This is a genomic window from Shewanella sp. MR-4 (assembly GCF_000014685.1).
Taxonomy (GTDB): domain Bacteria; phylum Pseudomonadota; class Gammaproteobacteria; order Enterobacterales; family Shewanellaceae; genus Shewanella.
The window spans coordinates 69,117-86,931 of record NC_008321.1; the positions used below are offsets into that span (position 1 = coordinate 69,117).

The following is a 17,815-nucleotide window of genomic DNA, read 5'->3' on the forward strand; positions in this document are numbered from 1 at the left end:
CAAATAGCTGCGGACTTTTAATGTCAATTGAAGTGAAAATTATAGATTTAAGGCCTGAATTACTTCAGCATCTTTAAATATAGCTTCGAAGCGTTGTTTATAAATTAGTTGCATTTCATTTACGATTACGCCTTCAGGAATATCATTTTCACCAGTGAAGTTTTTGACGAGTTTCTCTGTGCCATTTTCATCAATGATCATCAGGTCAAGGTTGTACCACGAATTATCTGATAATGTGTGATAATCATATTTCCACTCATTTAAAATGAAAATAATCGATTTATTACCCTTATTGCTGACTTGGGTAACCGCTGCATCGATACTCATCTTAGGTGAGGTTTCAACTGATTCAGCCTTAATTCCTTTCTTATTGAAACCTGCGACAAGTCTGTTGGATAGGTAAACAGACATTGCCTCATTTGTGGGAGTGTTATAAGAGTAGGGGATACCAAAGCCACTGCGAATAAGTCCTTCAAAAGCTGGTGTTTTGTCATTATCAATTACGTATTCACGTTTGTCGATAACCGCGATTGTGAGTGGTTTTTCTGCTGCACTGAAATTGATCTCAGGGGCCGATTGTTCGGCAGTTAAGACTTGTGCACAACCTGAAAGAAATAAAACGGAAAAAATAACAAAAAATTTTGCAGTATTTTTGAACACAATATAATCCTTATATTAAGGTTCGAGGCACACTATTGGGTGTGCGATATAACAGCTTAGAAGGGCGTAGATAATAAGGCAGGATTACCCAGATAAGATGATTGAACAAATTATGTTCTATTACGAGCTTGGCAATTCCATTTATCTACTGGTTAAAGTTTAAAGATGTGTGTAACTTCTTCATACTTATGCGGCTGAATTGTAATGAAATGATGTTAGGTTATCAATTTTAAATATAAATCATGCAATCTATTTCAAATATTAAGACTGCAAAAGTAAAGGGTGTATGTTTTTTAATCTGCTTGTGAGGTTATATGTTTTTGAGCTCTGAGATTTTTAGTAGCTAAAAATCTTTGTAGAAGCATTTTTTATCGCGCCAACAACAGGTAACTTGATAGCCATAAAGCGTTATTCAGGATGTGTTGATGTTAACAGACCCTGTTTTTTGGCTGGTGGCGATTCCAGCGGTGTTGATCACTGGGATCTCTAAATCAGGTTTTGCCGGCGGCGTCGGTGGCTTGACCGTGCCCCTGTTAGCGCTGGCCATTAGCCCGGCAACCGCGGCGGCAATCATGTTGCCATTGCTGATTTATATGGATTTTTTAAGTGTTCGCTCCTGGTGGGGCCAACATAACCCTCGCCAATTATGGATCCTTTTACCCGCGGCGATTGTGGGCATAGGCATGGCCTATTGGTTGTTCGACCGCTTAAACGAAGATTATTTACGGGCGATTTTAGGCTGTGTTTCCTTAGGTTTTGGTCTTTATGGCTTGATATTAGGGGATAAAACCCAAGCTAAGCCTTCGCCACTCGTGGGGCGGCTTTGTGGCTTAACCGCAGGCTTTACCAGCTTTGTGGCCCATGCGGGCGGGCCACCACTGAATGCCTATTTGCTGCCGTTACGCTTGGCCAAGCCAGAGTTTTTAGCCACGGCAGTGGTATTTTTTGCGGTGGTGAATCTGGTTAAGTTGGTACCTTACAGTCTGCTCGGGCAAATTAACCAAGGTAACATTCTGATTTCGCTATTACTTGCGCCTCTGGCTTGGTTAGGCGTAAAACTGGGGTTGGCGATCCAAGATAAGATCAGCGATAGGTTGTTTAAACGCATCATCTTGATTTTAATGGTGCTGGTGGGTATTCGTTTATTGTGGACGGCGTTATAGTTTTAAGCTTGGGATTAGCTTAGGCTGTTACCATCGGTTTTTTCACGATATTTTCGTTATCGCTTTGATAGCACCCGATATTACGCAAGAATTGCCTGCGATGAGTTTTACGCTAATGAAACGATTACTGATAGTTATCTTAGCCTTAGGTCTTGGCGCCTGTGCGAGCGCGCCAGAACCTAAGCCTGTGGTGAAGCAAGTTGAACCTGTCTCCGTTTGGAACGATAGCAATATCGCCGATTTCCATTCCGAATGGCGCGGCGTACCCTATCGCCTAGGTGGCGGCACTAAGAAAGGCATCGATTGCTCGGCCTTTGTGTCGGTCGCTTATCAAAAGATGTTGGGCATGACTCTGCCGCGCACAGTGGAAGAACAGCAAGCCCTCGGCAAACCCGTGGCGCGGGACCAACTGCGTAAAGGCGACTTAGTGTTTTTCAAAACGGGTTGGAGCACGCACCATGTCGGCATTTATGTGGGCGGGAATAATTTTCTCCATGTCTCGACGAGCCAAGGGGTGAAAATTTCGAGCCTGCTAAACAGTTATTGGGCATCAAAGTATTGGAATGCAAGGCGAATTTAAGCCTTAATCACAGGTGGAGACTCTATGACCCCAGCGTCTGCTTCGTCCCCTCATGAGCCTCTGCCCACCTCGGTTTTTCTGGCGATTTTCTCCGCCGTATTCTTACCCATGTTTCTGGCGGCGGTCGATCAAACCTTACTCGCTACCGCCACCCCAGCGATAGTGGAAGATCTTGGCGGCCTCAGGCAAGCCTCGTGGATCACTATCGGTTATATGCTGGCGATGGCGGCCAGTGTGCCTATTTACGGCTGGCTAGGGGATAACTATGGCCGCGCTAAAATTCTGATGATCGCCTTAGTGGTGTTTGCGTTGGGTTCAATTGTTTCCGCCAGTGCTGGGACTATGGACCATATGATTGCTGGCCGGATCCTCCAAGGCCTCGGTGGTGGCGGGCTGATGAGTCTGTCCCAATCCCTTGTGGGGGAATTGGTGCCTATACGGCAAAGGGCACGTTTTCAGGGCTATTTTGCCGCTATGTTTACCCTCGCCAGTGTTGGCGGCCCTGTGATTGGTGGCTTTGTGGTGCATGCCTATTCTTGGCACTGGTTATTTTGGGCGAATATTCCTTTGGTCATGCTGGCGGTTTGGCGGCTTAATCGCCTGCATAAACAGAGTGTTAAACCGGTGCGGCAAGGGCGGTTTGACTTACTCGGCGTACTGTTATTTCCCACGATCATCACAGCGCTGCTGTATTGGTTGTCCGTGGCGGGGCAAGACTTTGCTTGGCTATCGGCCACAAGCTTAGGCTTTATGGGATTTATCTGTGTGGGTGCCCTTGTGCTGTTGTGGTGGGAACGTCGGCGTGAGAGTCCTTTCTTACCGCTGGATTTACTCGCCAATAAAGCCATTTATATGCCGCTCTTCACGGCCGCGCTGTTTGCCGCCTGCCTGTTTGCGATGATCTTCTTTTTACCCATTTACTTGCAGGTCGGTCTGCACACCAATCCGGCCAAAACGGGCTTGCTGCTGATGCCAATGACCTTTGGCATTGTGACGGGCTCCACCATCGCTGGCAGGCTGTTGAGTCGGGATGTGGCGCCTAAATGGTTGCCGACCTTCGGCATGGGCTTGGCCTTTATCGGTTTGCTCTTAATCGGTTTAGTGCCGCCGAATGCGAATCTTATCGGTGCTTTAGGTGTGCTGGTGGGCATTGGTTTAGGGACTGTGATGCCCAGCGTGCAGCTAGTGGTGCAGAGCGTGTCGGGCAAGGCGCGTTTAAGCCAAATCACCGCTATGGTGTCCTTGAGTCGTTCCATGGGCGCGGCAATTGGTACGGCTTTATTCAGTCTGTTGCTATATGGCTTATTGCCGCTCGACGGGGCACAGGTGGGAATTGCGGCAATAAAGCAGTTACCCATAGAGGTTGTGCATCACGCTTTCCAATGGGGTTTTATCGCGGCGGCACTGGTGGCGCTCAGCTCGGCGATTGTGGGTTATTTGTCGCCTGCGACTGCGCTTAGGGATCATGAGTAGATTTGTTGGTGCACGACGGATTTAAGCTGTGTAGTATTTGCGGTAGGTTAGCTTCCGCTGTGACCCCATTCTTTGCCAGGAATTCTGCATGACAACTAAAAACTGGACCTTAAAGAGCATAGCAAACGAGCTAGGTGTCTCTAACGCCACTGTTTCTAATGCTTTTAATCGTCCCGATCAGCTATCGGAAAAACGTCGCAACGAGATTTTAGCCGCCTGCTCTAAACTGGGGTATTTTGGCCCAAATAAGGCGGCGCAGTCCCTACGTAGGGGCAAATTTGATACCGTCGCGCTGGTACTGTCCGATAGTGTTGAATATATGGTGTCCGATCCTGTCGCCAGTAAGTTTATGAAGGGGGTGGCTTCGGTATTGGAGCGGGAAAAACTCAACTTACTGCTATTTTCTGGCAGCTCCGACAGTGTGAATGCGGTGGCCGATTTTGTGGATGGGTTTATTTGTTATGGTCGCCCGCGCAATGCCTTGCTCGCCGAGCAATTAAAACAGGTTAAGAAGAAGGTGGTTACTGTGGATTTTGATATCCACCGCAACGCCTCTGTCAGCATTGACAATAAGTTAGCCGCCTATGAGGTGGCAAAATTGGCGTTAAAATCTCCCACCGATCAAGTTGCAATATTGGGATTGAGGCTACTCGATACCCATTTAACCTGCCGAGTTTACGATTTGAATTTGCTCGAAATCGATATGTCGATTGCGCACCAGAGGTTGCAGGGATATTTACAGGCGATTGAGGAAACGGGTGTCACCCTTGGTAATGATCGGATTTGGAATATTCCGGAAAGTAATGCGGAGTATGCGCGGATTGCGGCCAAGGAGGCATTAAACTCAACCCCAAGACCCAATGTATTTTTATGCATGAGCGACTTAATTGCCCTCAGCGTGCTGGGTGAGGCGCAGGCCATGGGATTAGCGATTCCGGAGGATATTCGTGTCGTGGGATTTGATGGTATTGATGAGGCGACTCGCTCGAATCCACCACTGACCACGGTTTACCAATACTCGGAACAAAAAGGCCAAATGGCGGCGCAGATGTTTATCGACGATGCCGTGCATGCTCAGGTATTAGGGTATGAACTACGTTTAGGCAAAAGCTGTTAATACAATCAGTTTTATATGCAAAAGGCGCTAATTAAGCGCCTTTTGTTTTTGTTCTGCATTAGGCCTGTGCTTGAGTGAGCAGGTCTGCTAATGCGATTTGGGTTTCGATGCCTTGCTCATCAAGTAGGGTGATCAGCCCTTGTTTATGGGCAAAGTCGAGACTAAGACTGGCCGATGCATTTTGTGCAGACCATGTGAGAGTTAGTGTTTTTCCACTTGCTGCCATCGAAAAGCGGCCATTGAATGCTGCGCTCTTATTACGCAGTTTAATCAATTGGATGAGGGCTTTAACCACAGGTTTTTGCAGGGCTTGTTGCACTTTTTCCCGGTTTAAATAGGGGCGATTAATGTCTCGGCCGACGTGGGTTTGATTCAGCAACGTCATGTCGTTTGGTATGGCAAGCAGGCCTGTGTAGTAGACCTGCGGAATACCCGGTGCGAAAAACTGAATTGCTCGCGCCATCAAGTAATCTAGATCATTTTGCCCTAGGGCATCGTAATAAGTGCAGTTGATTTGATACAAATCGACATTGCTGGCGGCCGCCCCTGTGGCTTGTAGACTCTCGCCTTGACTGTTGCCGTGTATGGTTTCGACCAGATTATCGATTTGTTTTTCGTCCAATAATCCGCGTAAGCCATCCATTGGGCCGACATCGATAATACCAATGCCATCGTGGGTATCGAGTACTGTGATGCAGTTGCGAGGGGCCATGTCTAGCCAGTGACTCAGGGCGCTACAATCTTGGCTAAACAGCGTGTGCAGGATGAGCGGTGGCAGGGCGAAGTCGTAAACCATGTCCACTCGTTTGGCGATATCGATTTGCGTCATATGATGGGAGTGGATTTCGGCTAGGGTTGTCATACCTAACTCATTAGCTTGCTTCGCTAATTTATCCACAAACTCGAAGGATTCCTCAATCATAAAGCAGCTAGTACCGGGCTTTTTGATTGCATACCCTGCGGCATCTAAGCGGATTAAATTGACTTTGCTGTGGTTAAATCGCGCCAATACGCGGTTTAAATAATCCTTACCTGCAGCTGAGTTAACATCGATATCGATCTGGTTACGGGTAAAGGTGGTCCAAAATTCTTCCGTTGAACCATCCGCTAAGGTGTAAGTGCTAAAGCAGCTCCCTGGGCGGGGGCGATAGATAGCTTTTTGATCCTGTTCACTTAATCCCTCAGGGAATACCTTGTCCTTGGTCAGGAATAAATCCCAGTAAACCGATTGTTTGCCATGCTTGAGCACATCTTTAAACTCGGGAGATTCTGCGGACATGTGGTTAACGATCAAGTCGGCCATGATGTCGAACGCTTCGCCTATGTTTTTGACATCGTCCCAATCACCTAAGCGTGAGTCCACTTGTACATGGTCTATGGGATCAAACCCCGCATCGCTGCCATCGATGGGATAGTAAAAGGGCAGTAGATGAACGCCCCCAAATAAACCATCTAACTCATTATCGAGTAAGGCTTTGAGTTGTTTGAGTCCGGCACCGGTTATCCGATCGACATAGGTGATCAATTGCACTTGATTTTTCATACTTTGCCCACGCTTGAGTAGCCTTCCCAGAGTAAAGTTTGCTGGCGGTTATTTATAAATTGCACAAACAAACTTAATCGATTAAGTTGTATATTTAACCAATGTGAAACATTATTCAAGTGGTTTGTTAGATTTTTGAGTTAGTCTTGGTTTTGGGGGGATTAACTCACTGCTGTACATAAATAATGCCTAAAGCTGTTTGGGGCTTAGCTAGCTTCAAAGGGGATTTAGCGCGATAACGATAAGGTGAAACAGTATGGTAAGTGATTCAAATTCTGCAGAAAATCGCCATCACACTCGAATTAGAGTGTTGACGTATTTAATGTTTTTTATGTTCGCTATGACCTCAGATGCCGTGGGCGTGATCATTCCTCAGCTCATTTCTGAGTTTGGCCTCTCTTTATCACAGGCGAGCGCCTTTCATTATATGCCGATGATTTTTATTGCAATAAGTGGTCTATTCCTCGGTTTTTTGGCGGATAAAATAGGGCGTAAACTAACCATTTTATTAGGGCTGTTGTTGTTCGCCATTGCCTGTTTTTTATTTGCGCTTGGGGAGTCGTTTTATTATTTCCTGCTGCTATTGGCCTTGGTGGGCTTGGCAATAGGGGTATTTAAAACCGGGGCCTTAGCCCTGATCGGTGATATTTCTCGGTCGACAAAACAGCATTCCAGCACCATGAATACGGTCGAAGGATTTTTTGGGGTCGGCGCCATGGTGGGGCCAGCCATTGTCAGCTATCTGCTTATCAGTGGTGTGTCATGGAAGTATTTGTATTTTGGGGCGGGTGTGTTTTGTCTGCTGCTCTGTTGGTTAGCATTTAGGGCCGATTATCCGCAGGTTAAGCGATCTTCAACGGAAACAATTAATCTGACGAATACCTTCAGTATGATGAAAAATCCTTATGCATTAGGTTTTTCCCTTGCTATTGGTTTGTATGTGGCCACCGAAGTGGCGATTTATGTATGGATGCCTAGCTTGCTGCAAGAGTATCAGGGGGATTACACAGTACTTGCGGCCTATGCCTTGACCATCTTTTTTACCCTGCGAGCGGGTGGACGGTTTTTGGGAGGGTGGATACTAAATCACTTTTCGTGGCAACAGGTTATGTTCTGGTTTAGCTTAGCGATCAGCATTTGCTACCTCGGCTCTATGCTCTATGGCGTTGAGGCCGCAGTTATTCTCTTGCCCCTCTCTGGGCTGTTTATGTCAATGATGTATCCCACTTTAAACTCCAAGGGGATCAGTTGTTTCCCCGTGGCACAGCACGGCTCTGTGGCTGGAGTTATCCTGTTTTTTACCGCGGTTTCTGCGGCGTTGGCTCCCCTGTGCATGGGGTTAGTTGGGGATATTTTCGGCCATGTGAAGTATGGCTTTTACCTCGCAACCGGGTTTGCCGTTTTGTTGTGCCTGTTAGCGGGGGTTAATCTGATTAAAGATCCTTCTCAAGCTCTGTTAAGCCGTGAAACCGCTTGAATTGAAATGTGACAGAAAAATTTTTTCTGTCACATTTTTTCGATTAATCAATTAATTGCCAGCTGTTCCCACTTTAAGTTTGTTGGCTTGTACAAAAAACGCACTTGCTTTTTGTTATTTAGTTGCTAACTTGTTAACTTAATCGATTAAGATGTTTTTGGGAACCAAACAAGACTCACTAATCGATTAACAACAATTCAGTAGAAGTTGCCGTGGGGAGATATAGGCAGCTTCTCAAAATATGGGTGGGGACATAAAAATGATAAATCGCACATCACAACAATTCTTGTTAAGTACCATCGCCGTCTTGGTGAGTTCTCAGCTTTGGGCTGCCGATGCACCCGCGCAGGAAGAAACCAAGAAAGATGCGTTAGGCCTCGAGCGTATTACCGTTACGGGCGTTGCTCGTGGTACCCGCGTCATGGACTCGAGCGTGTCAGTTAGCAGCGTATCACTCGCCGAGTTGGAGGTTAGTACTCCCCGTTCATCTGCCGAAGCATTCCGGATCATTCCGGGGATGAAGGTGGAATCAACGGGTGGTGAAGGTAACGCTAACATTGCTGTCCGTGGCTTACCTGTGGCATCGGGCGGTGCTAAGTTTCTTCAAATCCAAGAAGATGGATTACCTATTCTGCAGTTTGGCGATATTGCCTTTGGTAATGCGGATATCTTCTTACGCTTAGATTCTACAGTGCAAACCATTGAATCGATTCGCGGTGGTTCGGCGTCTACTGCGGCCAGTAATGCTCCCGGCGGTATTATTAACGTGATCAGTAAAACTGGTAGCTCGGATGCTGGCAGCGTGTCTACCACCTTTGGCTTGGACTACGATACCTTCCGCACCGACTTTGAATATGGCACGAGTATCAATGACAGCCTGCGTTTCCATGTGGGGGGATTTGTGCGGACTGGCGAAGGTCCTCGCCAAGCTGGTTATGATGCCAACAAGGGCGGCCAGGTAAAAGCCAACATTACCAAAGAGTTCGATAGTGGCTATGTTCGTCTTTATTTTAAACACTTAGATGATAAGAGTATTGGCTACTTACCCATGCCAATGTATTCGGACGGTAGTTCTGTCCCAGGTTTTAATGCGAAATCCGATGCCATTCAATCAGCTTATTTCCTCTCAACCCTGAGTTTAGGTGCCGATGGTGAGCGTCGTCGTGGTGATATGCGCGATGGTATGAATCCTGAGGTTAACTCTGTGGGATTAGAAGCGTCTTTTGATTTGGGCAATGATTGGCAAGTCGAAAACCGTTTCCGTTTCTCGGATGTGAGCGGTAATTTTATGGCGCCATTCCCTGCCGAAGTGGCTAATGGAGCCGACATTGCGGCCAGTATTGCCGGCACTGGCGCCAAGTTGATTTATGCCAATGGTCCCGATGCGGGCAATCCTATGGATGGACTCGCCATGCGTATCCATACCTTCGACGTCAAGATGAATGACTTTGGCTCAATCGTAAACGACTTAAAATTAACGAAAACTTTTGACGATACCAGCGTTACTCTGGGTTATTACAATGCCACCCAAAATATCAATATGACCTGGATGTGGAACTCCTATCTGATGGAAGTCAAAGGGGATAACGCCGCATTGCTCGATGTGGTGGCCGCCGATGGTACCGCCTATTCCGATGCTGGGCTCTACGGCTATGGTGTGCCTTATTGGGGCAACTGTTGCCAACGTAATTACGATACCGAATACAACATTAAGGCGCCTTATCTTGCGGTAGCGTCAAGCTTTGGGGATTTGTCGCTGGATGCCAGTGTGCGGTACGACAGCGGTGATGCCAGTGGTTACTACGCAGGTAATGTGCAATCGCAAGTGGATATGAACTTGGATGGCGTTATCTCTATTCCTGAGCAGAGCGTCTCTTCTATCGATAATGCCAATCCGCAACCTGTGAATTATGACTGGAGCTACACCTCCTATTCACTCGGCGCAAATTATCAGTTTGACAGTGATTTAGCCGCCTTTGGTCGCTTGAGTCATGGTGGCCGCGCCAATGCGGATCGCCTGTTATTTGGTAAGGTTCGTGCCGATGGTTCAGTGGCAAAAGAAGACGCTGTCGATAATGTGGATCAATATGAGTTAGGCGTTAAGTACCGTTACGATGATTTATCTGTGTTCGCGACCGCTTTCTATTCAGAGACCGAAGAGCAAAACTTCGAGGCGACCAGTCAGCGTTTCTTCGACCGTAAGTACAAAGCCAAAGGTATTGAAATTGAATCGGCCTATTTTATCGGTGACTTCGATTTTAGGGGCAATGTCACTTGGACCGACGCTGAAATTGCCAAGGATGCGTTAACGCCAGACGTTGTGGGGAATACCCCAAGAAGACAGGCCGACTTTATCTACTCGCTGATGGGCCGTTATAACTTTGACCAAGGCTCAGTGGGCATCAACCTGATTGGTACCACTGACTCCTATGCACAGGATAATAATGATCTCAAGTTTGATGGTTACAATCAGGTCAATGCCTTTGCAACCTACAACTTGACTCAGGCCTTAAGCGTCTCGTTAAACGTCAACAACCTGTTTGACGCCACGGGTATCACCGAAGCTGAAGAGGGTTCGATTCCTGATAACAATATTATCCGTGCTCGCACCATTAATGGCAGAACCACGAGTGCAACCTTGAGATACGAGTTTTAACTCCGGCGGGTTTGAGGCTTAAAACCAACAATTTAAAAGGCCCATCAAGCATGGGCTTTTTGCTTAACCATTAGAGACATAAAGGGATCCATATGACGGTATTACTCAGTTTCGGTGAGGTGTTAGTGGATTTATTGCCCACAGATATTAGCGGCAAGTCCCATCAAGCCATTGCGGGCGGCGCGCCTGCAAACGTGGCTGTGGGTTATGCCAAACTGGGGGGCAAGAGTTACTTTGCCGGCGGCATCAGCACCGATGATTATGGGGCTATGTTAAAACAAGCCCTAGCGAATGAAGGGGTTGTAACGGATTACTTGACCCAAGTGCCGGAGGCGCCAACGGCGACTGTGGTGGTTAATTTGGATGAGCATGGCGAACGGACCTTTGAGTTTAACCGCCAAGGGACTGCCGATCTTTGCTATAGTCAGCGCCATTTTGATGCCATTCCATGGCAACAGATGGATATTTTCCATCTCTGCTCCAATACCTTTACCGAAGCGAGCATTTTTAACGCGAGTCTCTATGGCGCTCGTTGTGCGAATTCATTCAATAAGATAGTGAGTTTTGATGTTAATTTGCGCTTATCGCTCTGGCCCGATACCGCATTGCTTGCTGAGCGGGTTGAGCAGTGTTTTCGTTACACACAAGTGCTGAAAATGAGCCGTGAAGAGGCTGAGTATTTAGCGTTAACGCGGAATAAGAGTTTTGAAGATTATTTGCAGTTTTGTTTGGCGCAAGGTGTTGAAGTTATTCTGATTACTGACGGCGCCAATCCAGTGCAATGCATCACAGTGAATGAACGATTTAGCGTGCCAGTCCCACAAATTAAAGCCGTTGATACCACGGCGGCGGGCGACAGCTTTATGGCGGGTTTTTTGTTTGCGCTAGGTTCTGAGTTAGCGTTTGATCTCGAGCATCTAACCTTAAAACATCGACTCGCATGTCAGACACAGTTGCGCAAGGCGATTGAGTTTGCGGTGCGTTGCGGCGCCGTAACCTGTGGGCAGAAGGGCGCTTTCCCTGCCTTGCCCACATTGTCACAGGTGAGTTAACACTTCCTGCAAACCATCAAGCTGAGGTGAGTGATTGCTTGCCTTAGCTTTTTTTCGAGCCTATTGCGCGAACTTCATCACGTTTTACTTGCCCCATTAGTCGAGCATTTATGCTATTTTAGCTGCGGCTTATAGTCGAAGGAGCATAGGTTTCTCCTCTGCTTTCGGTCGATTGGTTTTATTTCAACATGATTGGGGATTTCCTATGAGCAAAGCAAAAATCGGGATTGTTACGGTAAGCGATCGTGCCAGTGCGGGGATTTATGAGGATATCTCGGGCAAGGCCATTATCGACACCCTCAATGATTACCTCACCAGCGAGTGGGAGCCGATTTATCAAGTGATCCCCGACGAGCAGGATGTGATTGAAGCGACCCTGATCAAGATGGCCGATGAGCAGGATTGCTGCTTGATTGTGACCACGGGCGGCACTGGCCCAGCCAAGCGTGATGTTACGCCAGAGGCGACTGAGGCCGTGTGCGATCGCATGATGCCGGGCTTTGGCGAGTTGATGCGCGCCGAGTCGTTAAAGTTTGTACCGACGGCGATTCTCTCGCGCCAAACTGCGGGCTTGCGAGGGGATTCCTTAATTGTGAACCTGCCGGGCAAGCCAAAATCTATCCGCGAATGTTTAGATGCGGTGTTCCCCGCCATCCCTTACTGCATCGACCTGATGGAAGGGCCGTACCTCGAGTGTAACGAAGCCGTGATTAAGCCTTTTAGGCCTAAGGCAAAATAACGCGCCGCACAGCAAGATGACATAAACCCAAGCCTAGCTTGGGTTTTTTATTGGCTTGTTCGGAGTTGGTGGCTTGCTGGTGATTAGCAGCGCCGACACGCCCGTCGCGATAAACAGCACTGGGATAGCCACAAAATGCGCGAAGGCATTGGGTGCAATGCTGAAGTTTAACCAGAGCAAGAGTGCCCAAATGAGGCTGAGTAAGCCAAAGGCCAGCAGGCGTTTAAACTGGCTGAGGGTGCGCTGTGTCATAGTGTCGTCCTGTGTGCTGGAGATTTAAGCACAGTCTAAAAACTCCCATATTGGGTTTGAAGTGTCGTTATTGACAGTTTTAGGGTGAGTAGTGACATTTTTGGCCAGTGCGCTAGACTCAATGCATGATGAGGCTGGGGAGGGCATTGGGATGAGAAGGATCACTATTTTGGCGACGGATAATACGGTTGCCAGCGGGATTATTGGTTTTCTCGATGTGTTTAGTTTCTGCAATACCTATTGGCGGCGAGTCAATCCACAGGCCGAACAAGACTTGTTTGAGTGCCAAGTGGTGTCGAGTCATGGCGGTGATATCCTAACGAATCAAGGTATTAAAGTGCCTGCCGTTGGGCTTAATACCCCGAGTGATATTCTGCACTCCGATGCGGTGATTTTGGCTTCGGCCATGGTGACTAACAAGAACGAATTCCAAACCTATCTCAATGATTTTGAATTCTTATTTGAACCGTTAAGGCTATTTGCTGCCTCAGGTAAACCATTGGCAGCCTATTGCTCTGGCACCTTGATTTTAGCGGCCTCCGGCCTGCTGGACGGACGCGAGGCGACGACTGTCTGGTGGCTGAATGAGATGTTTCAGCGACATTTTGCCAAGGTGAACCTGCGGATGGACAAGCTGGTGGTGTCCGACGGCCATCTGCATACCGCAGGGGCGACGACCTCGAATATGAGCCTCGCCCTGCATTTAGTGCACATTTTGGTGGGTGAGCAGTTAGCAAGCCAGATGGCAAAAATCCTGCTGATTGATCCTAATCGCCAATCCCAACAACCCTTTATGACCATGGATCTGATGACGTCGAGCCATAAGGACGAGGTGATTTGGAATGTGCAGCAATGGATGCAGCATCATTTAACCGAACCCCTGTTACTGGATGATATTGCTGATAAATTTGCTTTAGGTAAGCGCACCCTTATTCGCCGCTTTAAAAAGGCGTTAAACGAGACTCCGGCCAGTTATGTGCAGCGTCTGCGGGTGGATGAGGCAAAACGTCTATTGGAAACGACCAGTCTAGGCTTAGAGGAAGTGGTCACCCGTGTGGGTTATGAGGATGTCAGCTCGTTTCGCAAATTATTCATTCAGCTAACGAGCTTAACCCCGAGGGCCTACAGGCAGCGCTTTAATACTCAGCAATATGAGTTTGATAGCGACAACTGCTGCGAGGCCGAACTGCATTAATGGCTATTTCAGCGCGTCAATCTGTTGCGCCAGAGATGTCTTGGCAGTGTCGTTCTCTGCGTCTGTCACTATGCGCTCCAGTACTTGCACACGCTCGGTAAGCACTTGATTCTGTAAACTCAGTTGCGTGAGTTTATCCTCAAGCTGTCGCTCGTTGCCGCCGCCCAGTTGGCGGATTTTTAGATAATGCTTAAACATTTCTGTGGCACTCACGCTCACCACAAAAGTCACCATGATCACCATCAGCACATATTCGTTTTCCATAACTGACCTCTTTAACCCAAGGGCGTACAGTGCCCTTGGGTCGATAGTGTTATAAGCCGAAGACCACTTTTTCACTCTTTAAGGATTTTTCCATACCAAGCGCCAAGACGAGGGCGATGGCTAGGGTGTCGAGCGTCGATACCAGCAGTTGCAGCATGCTCATGTCCTTACCTTTGATAAAGTCCATCAGCGCCTGTTGCTGACCGGAGACGGGCAACCATTGCAGAATGTCCGGCGCTATGTTGTAGCTGGCCGCCATCGATAGCGCCAAGGGCACAAACAACACCATGGTCAGGTAGGACTGGGCTTCCTTAAAGGTTTTGGCCATAAAGGACACAAACAATTGCAGACAGGCGGCCATCAGCGCGACGGGAATACCGACCAGCAGCATTAGCGCCATAAACTCATTGGTGATGCTGACGCTAAAGCCGAGTTCCTGCCAAGGCACGAAGGTATAGGCGACCTTAGACACCAGTAAAATCAACACTAAGCCGAGCAGGGCAAACAGGCCGACGGCGATGATTTTCGAGAGCACTAACTGGCGTGTGGTCAGCGGATGGCTGAGTAACAATGCCAAGGAGTTGCGCTCACGCTCACCGGCGCTGGTGTCGATGGCCAGATTCATCCCCGAGATAAACACTGAATAAATCATAGTGAAAATGGCGATGCCTAAAATCATCCCGCCCTTAGAGTCGGTCGTGGCTTGGTCATGCACATTCACTTTCAGTGGCTGCACCACTCGAGGGTCGATGCCACGGGCGATTAAGCGTAGGCTGCCCATTTCGGCGCTGTAGGCCTGCAACTGTTTCTCTAAGCGACGAATCGAGTTTTGCAGTTTTTCCTCTGAGTTATCGGCCACGATAGTGATTTCGGCGCCTTTGCCTTGGTTCATCTGCTTGGCATAGTCGGGGCTGATAATCAGCTCGATGGCTTTCAGATCCTTAGCGCCAGCTTCACCTTGGGTAATGCCCTTGTTGGACAAAAATCTCACTAAGTCAGGTGCTTTGTCGGGGTTAGTGATGCTGATTTTGAGATCGTCCGGGCTGGTCAGTTGGCCGATAAGCACCATAAACAGGCCACACATGATCAGCGGCGTGCCGATGGCGTAGTAGAGGCCCGCCATCACAGAGCGTTTATCGCGGGCGGCGTCTATCAGTTCCTTGCGAACCATTGCGATGATTTTGTTCATGATTATTCCTTATCCCAAGTTTGTCTGTTCGCCATGAGGTCGAAGCAGGCGTTATCGCAATTTGTGTGAGCGTTAATGCTGTGAGTCATCATGCGGCAATCCCCTCATCGGTGCCGATCAGCTGGATAAAGGCATCTTCGAGTGAGGACTTACCCGTTTGCGCGCAGAGCTGTTCAGGGCTGCCGATGGCGACCACTCGGCCCTGCGCCATCACGATCACTTGGTCGCACAATGCCGCGACTTCCTGCATCACATGGCTGGAAAACAGCACACAATGCCCTTGATTCTTAAGGTCGATAAGAATGTCGCGCAGCAAACGAGTGCTCATGACATCGAGTCCACGGGTTGGCTCGTCGAGGATAATATTGCTCGGGCTGTGGACTATGGCCTGGGCGAGGGCGGTCTTCATTCTTTGCCCCTGGGAGAAGCCTTTACAGCGGCGGTCGCTGATATCTTCGAGGCGCAATTTGGCGATGACATTGTCGGTGGCCGCCTTGGCATCGCTTGCGGATAAACCGCTGAGTTCGGCAAAGTAACGGATATATTCCCGCGGCGTTAAGCGCTCATACAGACCGAACGGGTCGGGGAATAAGCCTAACTGCTGCTTAGCGCCAATCGGGTCGATGGCAACGTCGATACCTTCAATTTCAGCCGTGCCAGTGTCGGGTTTTAACAGCCCGAAAATCGTGCGTAAACAGGTGGTTTTACCCGCGCCATTGGGGCCGAGCAGGCCGGTGATCTGGCCATTTTCGGCCACGAAACTCAAATCGTTTAGGGCCTGCACTTCGCCGATGCGCTTAGAAAGATGGGATACTTTGATCATGATTACTCCTTGGCACCAGTGCTGGGCTTATCCTTGGCTGATTGGGTTGCGGCTTCGGTCGCGAGTGGCTCAACCGAGCTGGCATTTAAATAGAAGCTACGGCGTACATCCTTCTTCAAACATTCACCATCGAGATCTTTGACCGAACCAGTACGCACTAACTCGGCGATTAAGTTATTGGCACAGGACTGATAGGCCACGCCATGGGTGGCGTATGGCGCGACAAAGTGTTTGGCGTTAGTGAGTTTTTCCATCGCCAGTTCACCCCAGCTCGGTGGGGTTGCTGGGTCAATTTCGCCCGACAGCAACAGTGTGGGGATATCGCTCTTGATAGGCTCGCTAAAGCTGGCATCGACCGCAGGCACCTTCCACACAGAGCACGAGGTTTCGAGGCTCTCGAGCATGGTTTTGCCGACATAGGAGTTTTTGGCCTGTTCACGCATCGCCGGAGTGATGCGGTGCATGTCTTCGCCGCAGACGACGGAGGCGTGCATGCCCATTGCCATACCCGCATTATCCGTAGTTAAGGCAAATAACCCGAGTAATGGTTGGTAGTTACCCTTAGCGGCCTGATGAATCGCATGGGGCACTAAGGCGCGCACATTGGTTTGATACAGCGCCATGCGGATCGCGCCATAAAACTTTGAGCGAGTCATAGTGAGTAGGGTCTTTTCTCCCGTCACAGGGTCGTGCACTTGCTCCATCACTGGCCCTTGGCTGAGTTTAGCGACTACTTGGTCAAACTCGGCTTTGAGCTCAGGAAACTCGGCATGGCAGGCGGCTGTGTCTTGGCAGTCTTTAAACAGCAAGTCAAAGCCACGTTCAATCGCCGAGCCAATCTCCAATACGCTCTGCTGCATGGGCACAATGCCGTCTATGGTGACTGTGGCTAAGTGCTCGGGATATAAGCGCATATAGAGCTGCGCCATACGTGTGCCGTAGGAGATACCGTAGAGGTGCAGTTTCTTATAGCCTAACTTGGCGCGTACGGCTTCGAAGTCTTGCACCGCATTGAGGCTGCCATATTGGGTGACGTCAGTATCGGGGAATTGATCGCGGCATTTTTGTGCCTCGACCAAGGTATCGACATTATCCTCGTCGATGGCGAGCGGAGATTGCGGGCCTGAGTCGCAGTTTAGTGGATTCGAGCGGCCTGTGCCCCGTTGATCGATAAGCAAAATGTCGCGCTGCTGGCGCACTTTGTTCAGCATGCTATCGAAGCCTGCCGCGTTATCTATGGCCGATTGACCTGGGCCGCCGGCGATCGCCAGTAAGGCCTCTTCGTGGTTGACGTTTTTCACCGCGGGCAAGACCACATAATGCACTTGGATCTGTTTGCCATCGGGCTTATTAGGGTTTTCCGGCACAGTGACAAAGCCGCAGTTTAAGCGGTCCGACACGCCCTCCACATAACAGGTGTTGGCGGATTCAGTGGGCTTTACTGAGTTGTCGCTCGCCCAAGCCGTGGCGCTACCCATGGCGAGCATCAGCGCACTCAAACTGATGATGCTTTTGCTTAACTTGCTCGAGAGCTGGTGCGTATCAATGCGCTTCATTGCCACGTCAGCGCTGGCATTATGGGACTTCCTGTGGATCATGCTATCTATCATGAGCGCTTTCCTTTTTGCATTT

General features: G+C 48.9%; 16 protein-coding genes. 9 read left to right on the forward strand and 7 right to left on the reverse strand.

Annotated elements, in window-relative coordinates:
- Nucleotides 1-39: 39 nt before the first annotated feature.
- Nucleotides 40-660, reverse strand: a complete 621-nt coding sequence (locus tag SHEWMR4_RS00325) for a hypothetical protein (protein ID WP_011620894.1) — start codon at nucleotides 658-660, stop codon at nucleotides 40-42.
- A 425-nt stretch (nucleotides 661-1,085) separates the two neighbouring features.
- Between SHEWMR4_RS00325 and SHEWMR4_RS00330 the strand changes: the two genes are divergently transcribed.
- The 4 genes from SHEWMR4_RS00330 (at nucleotide 1,086) to SHEWMR4_RS00345 (ending at nucleotide 4,993) form a co-directional block, all read left to right on the forward strand.
- The gene (locus tag SHEWMR4_RS00330; protein ID WP_011620895.1) at nucleotides 1,086-1,823 is read left to right on the forward strand and encodes a sulfite exporter TauE/SafE family protein; all 738 of its coding nucleotides are present in this window, start codon (nucleotides 1,086-1,088) and stop codon (nucleotides 1,821-1,823) included.
- 115 nt (nucleotides 1,824-1,938) lie between these two features.
- Complete coding sequence (locus tag SHEWMR4_RS00335) at nucleotides 1,939-2,403, forward strand: NlpC/P60 family protein (RefSeq protein ID WP_041408656.1); 465 nt, start codon at nucleotides 1,939-1,941, stop codon at nucleotides 2,401-2,403.
- Between the two features lie 24 nt (nucleotides 2,404-2,427).
- Entirely contained in the window at nucleotides 2,428-3,876 is a 1,449-nt protein-coding gene (locus SHEWMR4_RS00340; RefSeq protein ID WP_011620897.1) for an MFS transporter, read from the forward strand.
- An 88-nt stretch (nucleotides 3,877-3,964) separates the two neighbouring features.
- Complete coding sequence (locus SHEWMR4_RS00345; protein WP_011620898.1) at nucleotides 3,965-4,993, forward strand: LacI family DNA-binding transcriptional regulator; 1,029 nt, start codon at nucleotides 3,965-3,967, stop codon at nucleotides 4,991-4,993.
- A gap of 58 nt (nucleotides 4,994-5,051) precedes the next feature.
- Here SHEWMR4_RS00345 and gtfA read toward each other — a convergent pair whose 3' ends face one another.
- Nucleotides 5,052-6,536, reverse strand: coding sequence for a sucrose phosphorylase (gene gtfA / locus SHEWMR4_RS00350; RefSeq protein WP_011620899.1), 1,485 nt, complete (start codon nucleotides 6,534-6,536; stop codon nucleotides 5,052-5,054).
- Nucleotides 6,537-6,792: 256 nt separating this feature from the next.
- Between gtfA and SHEWMR4_RS00355 the strand changes: the two genes are divergently transcribed.
- The 4 genes from SHEWMR4_RS00355 (at nucleotide 6,793) to mog (ending at nucleotide 12,460) form a co-directional block, all read left to right on the forward strand.
- On the forward strand, nucleotides 6,793-8,013 hold the full coding sequence (locus SHEWMR4_RS00355; RefSeq protein WP_011620900.1) for an MFS transporter: 1,221 nt from the start codon (nucleotides 6,793-6,795) through the stop codon (nucleotides 8,011-8,013).
- A 259-nt stretch (nucleotides 8,014-8,272) separates the two neighbouring features.
- Nucleotides 8,273-10,669 carry a TonB-dependent receptor domain-containing protein gene (locus SHEWMR4_RS00360; RefSeq protein ID WP_011620901.1) on the forward strand — a complete coding sequence of 799 codons (2,397 nt, stop codon included), beginning with the start codon at nucleotides 8,273-8,275 and terminating at the stop codon, nucleotides 10,667-10,669.
- 92 nt (nucleotides 10,670-10,761) lie between these two features.
- Complete coding sequence (locus SHEWMR4_RS00365; protein WP_011620902.1) at nucleotides 10,762-11,721, forward strand: carbohydrate kinase family protein; 960 nt, start codon at nucleotides 10,762-10,764, stop codon at nucleotides 11,719-11,721.
- 205 nt (nucleotides 11,722-11,926) lie between these two features.
- A complete protein-coding gene (gene mog / locus SHEWMR4_RS00370; protein ID WP_006083754.1) occupies nucleotides 11,927-12,460 on the forward strand; it encodes a molybdopterin adenylyltransferase in 534 nt (177 codons plus the stop codon).
- 33 nt (nucleotides 12,461-12,493) lie between these two features.
- Here the strand turns inward: mog and SHEWMR4_RS00375 are convergent, their stop codons facing one another.
- Nucleotides 12,494-12,712, reverse strand: coding sequence for a hypothetical protein (locus SHEWMR4_RS00375; RefSeq protein WP_011620903.1), 219 nt, complete (start codon nucleotides 12,710-12,712; stop codon nucleotides 12,494-12,496).
- A 151-nt stretch (nucleotides 12,713-12,863) separates the two neighbouring features.
- On the opposite strand from SHEWMR4_RS00375, the gene SHEWMR4_RS00380 reads away from it, so the two are divergent.
- Nucleotides 12,864-13,907, forward strand: coding sequence for a GlxA family transcriptional regulator (locus tag SHEWMR4_RS00380; protein ID WP_011620904.1), 1,044 nt, complete (start codon nucleotides 12,864-12,866; stop codon nucleotides 13,905-13,907).
- Between the two features lie 3 nt (nucleotides 13,908-13,910).
- Here the strand turns inward: SHEWMR4_RS00380 and SHEWMR4_RS00385 are convergent, their stop codons facing one another.
- The 4 genes from SHEWMR4_RS00385 to SHEWMR4_RS00400 all read right to left on the reverse strand — a co-directional run bounded on the left by SHEWMR4_RS00385 (nucleotide 13,911) and on the right by SHEWMR4_RS00400 (nucleotide 17,793).
- A complete protein-coding gene (locus tag SHEWMR4_RS00385) occupies nucleotides 13,911-14,171 on the reverse strand; it encodes a hypothetical protein (RefSeq protein WP_011620905.1) in 261 nt (86 codons plus the stop codon).
- 49 nt (nucleotides 14,172-14,220) lie between these two features.
- Nucleotides 14,221-15,360: an ABC transporter permease gene (locus SHEWMR4_RS00390; RefSeq protein WP_011620906.1), complete on the reverse strand. Its 1,140-nt coding sequence runs from the start codon at nucleotides 15,358-15,360 to the stop codon at nucleotides 14,221-14,223.
- Between the two features lie 88 nt (nucleotides 15,361-15,448).
- The gene (locus SHEWMR4_RS00395) at nucleotides 15,449-16,183 is read right to left on the reverse strand and encodes an ATP-binding cassette domain-containing protein (protein WP_011620907.1); all 735 of its coding nucleotides are present in this window, start codon (nucleotides 16,181-16,183) and stop codon (nucleotides 15,449-15,451) included.
- Between the two features lie 2 nt (nucleotides 16,184-16,185).
- Nucleotides 16,186-17,793, reverse strand: coding sequence for an alpha/beta hydrolase (locus tag SHEWMR4_RS00400; protein WP_011620908.1), 1,608 nt, complete (start codon nucleotides 17,791-17,793; stop codon nucleotides 16,186-16,188).
- Nucleotides 17,794-17,815 lie beyond the last annotated feature (22 nt).